This is a genomic window from Acetobacter cerevisiae (assembly GCF_001580535.1).
Lineage (GTDB): Bacteria > Pseudomonadota > Alphaproteobacteria > Acetobacterales > Acetobacteraceae > Acetobacter > Acetobacter cerevisiae.
The window spans coordinates 39,204-50,631 of the sequence record NZ_LHZA01000139.1 but is presented as its reverse complement, the minus strand read 5'-3'; the positions used below and the strand labels follow the sequence as shown (position 1 = coordinate 50,631).

Annotated in this window: 6 protein-coding genes; 4 read left to right on the top strand and 2 right to left on the bottom strand. The window is 50.1% G+C overall.

Features of this window, described 5'->3' with window-relative positions; genetic code table 11:
- Positions 1-279: 279 nt before the first annotated feature.
- The gene (locus AD928_RS15205; RefSeq protein ID WP_062249314.1) at positions 280-576 is read right to left on the bottom strand and encodes a hypothetical protein; all 297 of its coding nucleotides are present in this window, start codon (positions 574-576) and stop codon (positions 280-282) included.
- A 188-nt stretch (positions 577-764) separates the two neighbouring features.
- Positions 765-2,885: a glycogen debranching protein GlgX gene (gene glgX / locus AD928_RS06760; protein ID WP_062249317.1), complete on the bottom strand. Its 2,121-nt coding sequence runs from the start codon at positions 2,883-2,885 to the stop codon at positions 765-767.
- A gap of 229 nt (positions 2,886-3,114) precedes the next feature.
- On the opposite strand from glgX, the gene glgA reads away from it, so the two are divergent.
- The 4 genes from glgA to treY are packed head-to-tail and all read left to right on the top strand — an operon-like array spanning position 3,115 to position 11,396.
- Positions 3,115-4,752 (top strand): glycogen synthase GlgA, encoded by a 1,638-nt coding sequence (glgA, locus tag AD928_RS06755; protein WP_062249312.1) that lies wholly within the window; start codon positions 3,115-3,117, stop codon positions 4,750-4,752.
- Between the two features lie 51 nt (positions 4,753-4,803).
- Positions 4,804-7,032, top strand: a complete 2,229-nt coding sequence (glgB, locus tag AD928_RS06750) for a 1,4-alpha-glucan branching protein GlgB (protein WP_062249310.1) — start codon at positions 4,804-4,806, stop codon at positions 7,030-7,032.
- Between the two features lie 33 nt (positions 7,033-7,065).
- A complete protein-coding gene (gene treZ, locus AD928_RS06745; protein ID WP_062249308.1) occupies positions 7,066-8,823 on the top strand; it encodes a malto-oligosyltrehalose trehalohydrolase in 1,758 nt (585 codons plus the stop codon).
- On the top strand, positions 8,820-11,396 hold the full coding sequence (gene treY / locus AD928_RS06740) for a malto-oligosyltrehalose synthase (protein ID WP_062249306.1): 2,577 nt from the start codon (positions 8,820-8,822) through the stop codon (positions 11,394-11,396). Before treZ ends, treY begins: the two co-directional genes overlap by 4 nt.
- The last annotated feature ends 32 nt before the right edge of the window (positions 11,397-11,428 follow it).

Here is an 11,428-nt window from a genome sequence, read left to right as displayed (position 1 = left end):
TCATTCAGCGCAGAAAACGCTCTAAAGCCGTTTTTTCTGCTGGTTTAAGATGGGCACTGTAGCGACAGTCTGGTGAGACAAAGCCTGTGAGATAAGTAGTGGCGATATTGTTCTCTGCGGTATTCACTTCCTAAGCACAGAAATGGCTACGGTGGTTCTTTGAAAAGCATCTGAGAGCCCTTCACCAATCATCCGCGAAGACTATATCGCTACCCAAGCTACAAAAACAAAAAACCTTATGAGGTAAATTCTTTTAATAGTAATATAAGCGCGGAACCGTCACTTTCTTTTTCTGGTTTCAGCGCCTTTTTGTGCTGTGGCAGAACGTGCGTCTGCGGGCCGGTGAGCCGATGCCTCGCCACCTTTCTTTCCGCCTTTGCGGGACGGTTCATGCGTCACGTCATGGCCTCTCCCTGAACCGCTTTTCTTACCACCCCCTGTTTCTTTATTAACGGTGGCCCATGCCCGACGCTCAGCTTCTTTTTCGCTGACGCCACGCTGTTCATAACTTTCTTCGATATGCTCTGCCTGTCTTTTCTGCTTATCCGTGTAGGCTGATTTGTCACCGCGAGGCATGGCCGATACTCCTGCTTGCTGGCTATTACCTTATAAAAGATCAATCCCCAGAAAAGTTTCCTGACTTTGATGGACGCAGGGCGTTGTCATCCTGCAAGAGGGTAAATCTGGTAGCAGGGTATGCCCCGGAATGCGTCCAACTAAGAATCCGGAATAAAGATTGTATATTTCCAAGAAAAACTCGCTCTCTAAGTTCCGAGCAGCTCAAAAACTAAAAGAGAATGTCCCGTTACGGTAAACAGTGTTTTCTGCTGGAAAATATTTTTCTCTATCTCGGCTCCGTCATCCGGGCGATTAGTGTCGAGAAGCATTTTCCATGCGCCGCCTTCTGCTTCTGGAAGGGTGAATTCCACAACGTCATTCCAGCTATTGAGAATGAGGAGGAGTGTGGCATCTGCACCGCGTTGCATGATACCGCTCGGCTGGGCGCGACCATCCAGCATCAGGCCAAAACATTGCGCATGATCCCACTCTTCTTGCCTCATTTCCTGACCACTGGCGCTGACCCATGTCAGTTCTTTAACATCGAGATCCTTGTTGTAGGCTTCTGTGAGAAAGCGGCTGCGTCTTAAAATGGGGAAGCGTTTTCTGAGACTGATGATGCGCTGCGTAAAAGACTGGAGATTCTTTCCTTCTTTTTCAATAGTCCAGTTCAGCCATGAAATCGCATTGTCCTGGCAGTAGGCATTGTTATTGCCATTTTGCGTGCGACCAAATTCGTCGCCCGCCAGAAGCATGGGGGTGCCTTGGGAGAGCAGAAGGGTGGCCAGCATGTTGCGGCACTGTCGCCAGCGCAATGCATTAATGGCGTCATCATTAGTGGGACCTTCGGCTCCGTAGTTACAAGAGCGGTTGTCATTGGAGCCGTCTTCGCCATTTTCGCCGTTTGCCTGATTATGTTTGGTCTCATAGGAGACGCAATCTTTAAGTGTAAACCCGTCATGCGCAGCAATGAAATTGACACTGGACCACGCCTGACGACCGCTATGGTTAAACAGGTCCGGGCTGCCAAGAAGACGCGTAGCTAAAGCAGACGCGCGCGCCTCGTTGCGCCAGAAATCTCTGACTGTGTCACGAAATTTGTCATTCCATTCTGCCCAGCTTGGCGGGAATTTACCGACCTGATAACCCCCGGGCCCGATATCCCACGGTTCTGCGATCAACTTGAGATGCGCCAAAGTTGGGTCCTGTCGGCAGACGCGCAAAAAGCCCGCTTCGGAATCAAATCCTTCTTTTTCGCGTGCCAAAATGGTGCCCAGGTCAAAGCGGAAACCATCCACGCCCATATCCTCTGCCCAGTAACGCAGGCTGTCTGCTACAAACTGTATAGCCCGCAAATTACTCAGGTTGAATGTGTTCCCCGTCCCGGTATCATTAATATAATAGCGTAAATTATCAGGAACCAGACGGTAGTAAGACGCATTGTCTAACCCTTTAAAGGACAAGGTCGGGCCAAGCTCATTCCCTTCGGCTGTGTGATTATAGACAACATCCATAATGACTTCGAGGCCAGCAGCATGGCAACCGGCCACCATATGTCGGAACTCAGTCGCCGGGTCCGCATGGTTAGCAGCGTAGCGTGTATCAGGGGAGAAAAAACCGATCGTATTGTAGCCCCAGTAATTTGTGAGGCCTTTTTCTATAAGATACTGGTCATTGACAAAGCTTTGGATGGGGAGAAGTTCAATGGAGGTTATTCCCAGAGACTTAAGGTAATCGAGCACGGAGCGATGGCAGAGACCGGCATACGTGCCGCGCAGACGTTTAGGGACCAGAGGGTTAGTTTGTGTAAAGCCTTTGACATGGGTCTCATAAATAATGCTATCAGACCAACGTGTTTTTAGAGGTTTATTTCTGCGTCGCGATGGAGCGGAAATAATACATTTTGGGATAAATGCCGCGCTGTCCCGGTCATCGAAACTCAGATCAAGATCGGGGTGACCCAGTTGATAACCAAACAGGGCAGGGTTCCATTGCAGGCTGCCAAAATGCCCTCTGGCATAAGGGTCCAGCAGGAGTTTGTTCGGATTGAAGCGATGTCCGGCATCAGGCTCATAGGGGCCATGAACACGCAAGCCATAAAGCTGACTCGGATGCAGATCGGGGATCCAGCCATGAAAAACCTGATCCGTGTATTCAGGAAGGCGAATGCGGTCTGTTTCGGTTTTACCATCCGTGTCAAAGAGGCAGATGTCGACTGCTGTTGCGTTCGCGGAAAAAACTGCAAAATTGACACCTGATCCATCATACGTGGCGCCTCTCTCGACGGGGTTGCCTTCACGTAATCCTTGGCGAAGCGGAAAGCTCATCGGCAGCGGTCCATCCTGACTCAGAATGCTCTTCTGGTTTTTCGCCATATGGCGAAACCGTGGCATCCATGGGGTGGTAACGCATGTCCTGTGGAGAAAATTGATAACATAATCGTGTGTCGGGGACATTCCGGCATAGGCCGCGTTTTTTGTTTAACCGTCTTATACAGCCAGCATCATGTCCGTCGGTGTGCAGCGATACCACCAAAACTCTAAAGAGGCATGAGCCATGACGCAGATACCTGTTGCAATGCCCCCAGCCACTCTGAACGTCCTTTCCGTCGCTTCAGAGATGTATCCACTGATAAAAACCGGTGGGCTAGGGGATGTCGTTGGGTCTCTGCCGGGTGCTCTGATATCTTATGGAATAAGAACACATACCGTGTTGCCGGGCTATCCATCCGTCATGAAAGGTCTGAACGAGCGCCGGATTGTAAAGAATTTTGAAAACGTGCTCGGTCATGAAGTGACTTTGTGGGAAGGGGTTGCCAGAGGACGGTCACTTTTCGTGGTTGATGTCGCTGCTCTGTATGATCGTCCTGGGAGCCCTTACGGAAGCCCGACGGGGCAGGACTGGCAAGATAATGGCATACGGTATGCGGTTCTGGCGCGTGTTGGTGCATTTATCGCTCAGGGTTGCCTTGAGCATTGGCGTCCCGATGTTGTGCAGACCCATGACTGGCAGGGAGCACTGGTGGCGGCTTACCTGCATTATGATGGCGTGGAGGCTCCGCCTGTTTCTCACGTGATTCATAATCTCGCTTTTCAGGGAATTTTTCCACGGGAGAATCTTGAAGCATATGGTTTGCCGTCAACGGCTTTTGCACTTGAAGGCCTGGAGTTCCACGGACAGATTAGCTTTTTGAAAGCGGGGCTCTTGTTTGCCAATAGCCTGACCGCTGTCTCACCGACCTACGCGGAAGAAATTCAGACGCCCGAGTATGGGATGGGGCTTGATGGTTTGTTACGGACCCGCTCTGCGGCGCTGAAAGGTATTCTGAATGGCCTGGATCTCAAAGAATGGGACCCTCTGACAGATCCTGCGGTGACTTTTCCTTATGCTGTTGGTGATATTGTTGGGCGGCGTGCAAATAAAAGAGTTTTTCAGGCAGAATTTGGTTTACCACAAAAGGCAGATACCTTTCTCCTGGGGCTTGTCAGCCGCCTGACAACTCAAAAAGGCGTTGATATTCTGGCTGAAATTGTGCCTCGCTTGTTTGAGTGGGACGTGCAGCTTGCCATTGTCGGTGTGGGTGACCGGGAAATCATGCATTCTCTGGCGGAATTGCAAAGCCGATACCCGCATCAACTGGCATGCCATCTGAATTATAGTGAAATTCTCGGGCATAAACTTCATTCTGCTGTTGATGCATCTCTTATTCCCTCCCGGTTTGAGCCATGCGGTCTGACGCAGCTGCACGCGTTGCGCTATGGGTCTGTTCCTATTGCAGCACGTGTTGGGGGATTGTCTGACACGATTGTTGATGCAAACTCTGCTGCCATTTCTGAAGGTGTGGCAAATGGCATTTTGTTCGCTCCCACCAATTCTGAAACGCTGATGGGAGCAGTGCGCCGGGCGTATGTTTTGTTCCAGCAGAAGGCTGTTTGGGCCCGCTTGCAGCGTAACGGTGCTCTTCACGATGTTTCGTGGGAGGGGAAGGCTGCTGACTATGCCAAACTTTTCCGGGAACTGGCAGGGTGCTCGTCTTCTTACAAGACATCGCACGATGATATTGCGCCACGCCGCGGAGATGTTTTGAAACGTCAGGCGCGTACGCTGCGCAGAATTCAGCCAGCCCGTATGCCGCCCGGTGGTTTAAGAAGCACAGACCCGGAAAGCCAGAAGCGTACAGGCACCCACGCCTGATGGCACGATAAGCACTCCTCTTATTTGCAGGATAAAGCGGTATGTATTGCAATGCCTTCTAATTCTATACCGAAAAACCGAAAAGCAGCCGATATTGCGCTTCAGCAGCAGGTTGAAGATCTTGCGCATGGCATGAGTTCCAACCCCTTTGCCGTGCTGGGCCGTCATCCTGATGGACGAGGCGACATTATCCGTGTCTTTTTCCCTGATGCTCTTGAAGTCACAGTGGTCTCCACTCCGGCAAAAGGTCTGCCGCTTGAGCAGAAGATGTATCGTATTCATCCTCATGGGGTGTATAGCGCCACCATTCCCAAGCGGAGTAAGAGTTATTTTGTAAGAGTCAGGTGGGCGGATGGCTGGCAGGATGTTGTTGATCCTTACAGTTTTGGGAAACTACTGGGCGACCTGGATCTGCATTTATTTTCAGAAGGCCGGCACCATTCACCGGATGAAATGATGGGGGCGCATTGTCTGGAAATAAACGGTGTGAAAGGCGTTCGCTTTACAGTCTGGGCCCCTAACGCCCGCAGGGTTTCTGTTATTGGGGATTTCAACATATGGGATGGACGTCGTCACCCGATGCGCGTGCGGCATGGGGCAGGAGTGTGGGAGCTTTTTGTTCCGGGTCTTGCCTTTGGTGAGCGGTATAAATATGAAATTGTTTCTGCAGACGGTCAGGTTTTGCCAGCAAAGGCAGACCCCTATGCCCGTTTTGCGGAAAAGCCGCCAGCGACTGCATCGCGTGTTGCCGGGGCGCTAACTTATGAATGGCATGATGCGGACTGGATGCAGCAAAGAGGCAAACGGCAGGCCGTAAATGCTCCTATATCCATTTACGAAATTCATGCACCTTCCTGGAAGTTTCCTCGCAGTGGGGAGCGGTTTATCTCGTGGAGCAGTCTGGCGGATGCCCTTATTCCGTATATTCAGGAGCTGGGTTTTACGCACATCGAATTGCTTCCGATCACTGAATATCCTTTTGCGGGGTCCTGGGGGTATCAGCCTGTCAGTTTATACGCCCCCACAGCCCGGCATGGTTCTCCGGAGGAATTTGCGGCGTTTGTGGACAGATGCCATCAGGTGGGGATTGGGGTCATTATGGACTGGGTGCCAGCCCATTTTCCCTCTGACCCGCATGGACTGGCATGTTTTGATGGCACGCATCTGTATGAACATGCAGATCCACAGGAAGGGTTTCATCAAGATTGGCACACGCTGATTTTCAATTTTGGCCGAAACGAGGTGCGTGGTTTCCTGCTGGGGAGCGCGTTTTACTGGCTTCGGCGTTTTCATATTGATGGCCTGCGGGTCGATGCGGTTGCGTCCATGCTGTATCGCGATTACAGCCGCAAAGAAGGCGAGTGGAAGGCCAATATTTATGGCGGGCGTGAAAATCTTGAGGCTGTTTCTTTCTTTCATGAACTCTCGACACTGATCCGGGATCTGCGTGATGATGTGATGCTCATTGCTGAGGAATCGACTGCCTGGCCGGGCGTGACCGCGCCACCGGAAACTGGGGGGCTGGGATTTCGCTTCAAGTGGAATATGGGCTGGATGCACGACACGCTCCGCTACATGCAACTGGACCCGCTCTGGCGTGGGTATCATGCGCATGACCTGACTTTTGGCATGATCTACGCCTATTCAGAGCGGTTTATTCTTCCCCTTTCTCATGATGAGGTTGTGCACGGCAAAGGTTCTCTCCTGTCCCGCATGCCCGGAGATGACTGGCAGAAGCACGCTAATCTCAGGTGTCTGTATGCGCTCATGTGGGCCCATCCTGGCAAGCAATTGCTTTTTATGGGCGGAGAACTGGCGCAGAGGGAAGAATGGAATCATGACGGGCAGATTGCCTGGCAGCGGCTGGAAGATGCCACGGGCAAGGGAATGCACGAGACTGTTGCCACCTTAAACCGCCTCTATCGCGCCTATCCTGCCTTGTATGCAGATGATTATAGCGATCATGGCTTCCAGTGGCTTATTGCCGACGATACGCAAAACTGTGTTCTTGCCTGGATGCGGTATGCGCCGGATGCCGCCCCTGTTCTGATTGTGTGCAACATGACGCCCGTGCCACGTCACAATTACCGCATTGGCGTGCCGCATGCAGGATACTGGCACGAAATTCTCAATACTGACGCCTCATGTTTTGGCGGCTCCAATGTTGGAAATTCAGGAGGACTGCATGCCGAGGATGTGCCGGCTCATGGAGTGCCTGCTTCTGTCCTGGCAACGCTGCCCCCTCTTTCGGTTCTTTATTTCAGTCCAGCGTCGTCCTAGGCATTTTTCCCCTGCACAAAAAGGCTTCTGACCATGCAGACATTTCGGTTTAGAAAAACATTTGGTGCGGAACTGGAAGCAGAAGAGCGGACAGCTTTCACGCTCTGGGCCCCGTCCAGTGAGGAGGTGTTTTTAGAGATTGAAGGGAAACCTGCTCAGAGAATGAATTCTGATGGGCAGGGTCTCTTCAGTTTGAAGGCTACTTGCGGTGCAGGAACACGGTATCGTTTTCGTGTTTCCGGCGGCCAGTCTGTTCCTGATCCTGCAAGCTGCAGTCAGCCGGATGGAGTGCTGGGGGTGAGCGTCGTGACTGATCCTGAGGCTTATCAGTGGCAGTGTCCGGAATGGCAGGGTCGGCCATGGAATGAAGCTGTGATTTATGAACTCCACGCCGGTTTGCTGGGGGGATATAATGGCATAGAGCGGCAGCTTGATGAACTGGTAGCGCTTGGCATAACGGCCATTGAACTTATGCCCATCAATAGCTTCGGAGGAACCAGAAACTGGGGATATGACGGGGTGTTGCCTTACGCGCCTGCGGCTCCTTACGGTTCCCCAGATGAATTGAAAAGCCTGATCGATGCAGCTCATGTCCGCGGGCTCATGGTTTTTCTGGATGTGGTCTATAATCACTTTGGGCCAGAAGGAAATTTTCTGCCTGTCTATGCGGACGCATTTTTTGACCATGCAAAGAACTCGACCTGGGGCACAGGTATTGCCTTTGATAAACCGGAAGTTGCCAATTTCTTTATAGAAAATGTGCTGTACTGGTTGATGGAATATCGGTTTGATGGAGTGAGGATTGATGCCGCGTCAGCTATTTCTGATCATGCATGGTTTGGCGCTTTACGCGAGAGGGTAGAGAGGACCGTTGAGTCTGGACGGCATGTCCATTTAATTCTTGAAAACGAGAATAATGATGCAGGATTGCTTCGGGACGGCTTTACAGCCCAATGGAATGATGACGGGCATAATGCTCTACATGTTTTGCTAACCGGAGAACGCGACGGATATTACAAGATGTTTGCCAAAGATCCTACGCAGGATCTCGCACGGGTCCTGGCTGAAGGTTTTGTTTATCAAGGGCAGCTCAACCCGTATTCCGGTAAAAATCGCGGAATGGCAAGTGGAGATCTCTCAGCTACGAAATTTATCCTCTTTTTGCAAAACCATGATCAGACTGGCAATCGTGCCTTAGGAGAGCGGCTTCTGGCTTTGGCAAAACCAGAGGCAGTCAAAGCGGCTTATGCGTTGCTTTTTTTAAGCCCAATGATTCCTATGATTTTTATGGGAGAAGAATGGGGTAGCCTGACCCCCTTTTATTTTTTCTGTGATTTTCATGGTGAACTGGCAGAGCAAATAAGGGAAGGGCGGCGAAAAGAGTTTGCTCAGTTTCCGGCTTTTCAAGATGAGAAAAACCGGGAACGTATTCCTGATCCTAATGCGCTGGCGACTTTTGAAGCCTCCCGGCCAGAGAGAGTTGCGCGTGAGACTGAGAGGGGAAGGGCGTGGCTTGCCCTGACCCGGCAGCTTCTGGCTTTGCGCAGAGAGTGGATTATCCCATATTTGCATGACGTTCAGAGTGCTGGCGTGCAGGTATTAGGCACTGGCGCTTTACATGCTCGCTGGCGTTTAGATAACAAGAAAATCCTTATTCTTTTTATCAATTTTTCTGAAACAAAATATGAGATCTCAGAAACATATCATCTGATTTATGAATCTTCTGAGAATAGACGGGTTGGGCTCTTGCCTGCGTTCTCGCTGGTTGCCTGTGTGGAGGATGTAGCATGACACTATCACTTCGTGCGACCTACCGGATTCAGTTCCATAAAGACTATACTTTGTATGATGCAATCTCATTGGTTCCATACCTTAAAAAACTCGGTATTAGTCATATTTATGCGTCGCCCCTTTTAGCGTCAGCATCAGGCTCTCTTCATGGCTATGATACGATAAGCTGGGATTTTATTGACTCAGAAAGGGGCGGGGAGAAGGGGTTGCTGGCTCTGGTTGAAACGCTGCGTGCGCACGATATGGGCCTCATTCTTGATATTGTGCCTAATCATATGACGACAAACCCTCAGAACGCATGGTGGCAGGATGTTTTGCAATACGGAAGAGAGAGCCAGTATGCGTATTACTTTGATATCAACTGGAGTGTTTTCGCTGAGCAGGAGACGCATAAAATCATTCTTCCTTTTCTCGAAAAATCATTGGAAGAAATTTTAGAAGATCAAAAGATCCGCGTCTCTTATCAGGAAGACACACATTCTTTTGTCATCACTTACGAAGATAAAATTTTTCCTCTCGCACCAGAAAGCCTCTCAGATACTGAAAAAGAGCTTTTTGCGGATTTCTTTAATCCCGAGACTCTAGAGGGAAAATCCAATCTTCTGGCACTTTTGCAAAAGCAGCATTATCAGCTGGTCTGGTGGCAGACTGCTGGTGATCTGCTCAACTGGCGTCGGTTTTTTGACGTTACAGCGCTTATCGCTCTGCGGATGGAACGTCCTGAGGTTTTCGCGCGCACGCATGCCTATATGTTTGATCTCTATCGGCGTGGTCTGATTGATGGCGTGCGTGTTGATCATGTCGATGGATTGCTTCAGCCTGCGCGGTATTGTCAGGCGTTGCTGCAAACCCTGAACGCTCTGACGCCTGAAAGGCCAGAAAACCTACGTGATGCGCCCATCATTTTTGTAGAGAAAATCCTCTCATCCGGAGAACGTTTGCCCGAAAACTGGCCTGTAAGCGGGACCACCGGCTATGATTCTCTCGAACAGGTCTCTTTGCTTCTGCATCATCCGGCGGGAGAAGAAAGGCTGAATACCTTATGGGCGCAGTTGGGCCCGCATCCTTATCCCAAAGTCATGAGGACTGCACGTGATGAAAAACTGAACTCATCATTTTATAAGATGTTTCAGGATCTGGCGCAGTCTCTTAAGGAGTTTTTTCCACCAGAGCAGAATATTACCCAGCACGCTATTGCGTGTGTATTACAAGAAATTTTATTAGCTTTTCCGGTGTACCGTATTTATTTTTCTGAGACGAAGCTGAGTGAACAGAGCCGTTCGTATTTGTCTGAAGCCTGTGAGCATGCGAAGAAAAGGCTGCCAGCACACTCCATTCCTCTACTGATGTCCCTGAAAAAGCTTTTAAGCCAGATTTCTCCCCTGAGTTCTGACAGAAAAAGTTTTCAGGATATGTTTGTGCATCTGACAGCCCCGCTTGTTGCCAAGTCGGGCGAGGATACGGCTTTCTACCGCTATGATCGTCTGCTCTCTCGGAATGAAGTTGGAACAGATCCTGCTATTTTCTGCAAAGGCATTCACGCGTTTCACCAGACAAACCTGACACGTCTTGCGTCACACCCACAGGCTCTGCTCTGTACAGCCACACACGATCATAAGAGGGGAGAGGACGGCAGAGCGCGCCTTATGGTCCTTAGTGAGCCTGAAGCCAACTGGACGCAGATTGTAGCGCTCTGGTTTGAAAAAAATAAAGCCTTACACATGCAGGCGGGCGCAGACTTTTCCGTGAGTAGGGCTGATGAATTCTTTTTCTACCAGACACTTATCTCTGCATGGCCTGTTGATACAGAGGAACTTTCTGACCTTCCAAAAAGATTGGAGACGTATCTGACCAAAGCTCTGCGTGAGAGAGGTTTAAGAACAAGCTGGGCAGACCCTGATGCGAATTATGAAGAAAGCTGCCAGCATTTTGTAAGGCAGCTTTTGCAAACCTCATTTGTTGAAGAACTTTCTGCATTTGTAGATCACATTTCTCCGGCAGCCGCTCTGAATAGCCTTACGCAGGTCATACTGCGTTCTACAGTTCCCGGAGTGCCTGATTTGTATCAGGGAAGGGAAGGATGGGACTTTAGTCTTGTTGATCCGGATAACAGGCGGCCGGTTGATTACTCTCGCCTCGGGAAAGATCTTGAGGTTGACAATCGTCTGGCAACATTGGCGTCCAGTTGGCGAGATGGGCGGATCAAACAGCATCTTCTTTTTAAACTTCTGAAGCTCAGAGAAAATTATCCGCAGCTCTTTATAAATCCCCGCTATGAAGCTGTTTCGGTTCAAGGTGAACTCGCTGATCATGTTGTGGCATTTCAATGTTTTGCAGAAGACATGAAAATGCTGGTCATTGTAACGCGCTTCGGGTCGTCTCTTTCTATGGATGATTCGTTGCAAAGCCATGAGAAGGGCTGGAATACAACACACCTTTCCCTGACCGAAGAGGAAGAGGGTGAAGCGTGGGAAAGTATTTTATGGGGAAATTCTTTTAAAAATTCATCTGCTTTTGGTCTGGATTATTTTTATGGGTCTGTGCCTTTCGATGTGCTTATTGCGTCACGTTAGGTCATGGCGCGCGCAGGAAGAGAAGTAGGTTT

Bases quoted from the DNA above. Each gene is read 5' to 3' on its own strand.
- treZ (WP_062249308.1), top strand. From the start codon at position 7,066: ATGCAGACATTTCGGTTTAGAAAAACATTTGGTGCGGAACTGGAAGCA.
- glgA (WP_062249312.1), top strand. From the start codon at position 3,115: ATGACGCAGATACCTGTTGCAATGCCCCCAGCCACTCTGAACGTCCTT.
- glgB (WP_062249310.1), top strand. From the start codon at position 4,804: ATGCCTTCTAATTCTATACCGAAAAACCGAAAAGCAGCCGATATTGCG.
- treY (WP_062249306.1), top strand. From the start codon at position 8,820: ATGACACTATCACTTCGTGCGACCTACCGGATTCAGTTCCATAAAGAC.
- AD928_RS15205 (WP_062249314.1), bottom strand. From the start codon at position 576: ATGCCTCGCGGTGACAAATCAGCCTACACGGATAAGCAGAAAAGACAG.
- glgX (WP_062249317.1), bottom strand. From the start codon at position 2,885: ATGAGCTTTCCGCTTCGCCAAGGATTACGTGAAGGCAACCCCGTCGAG.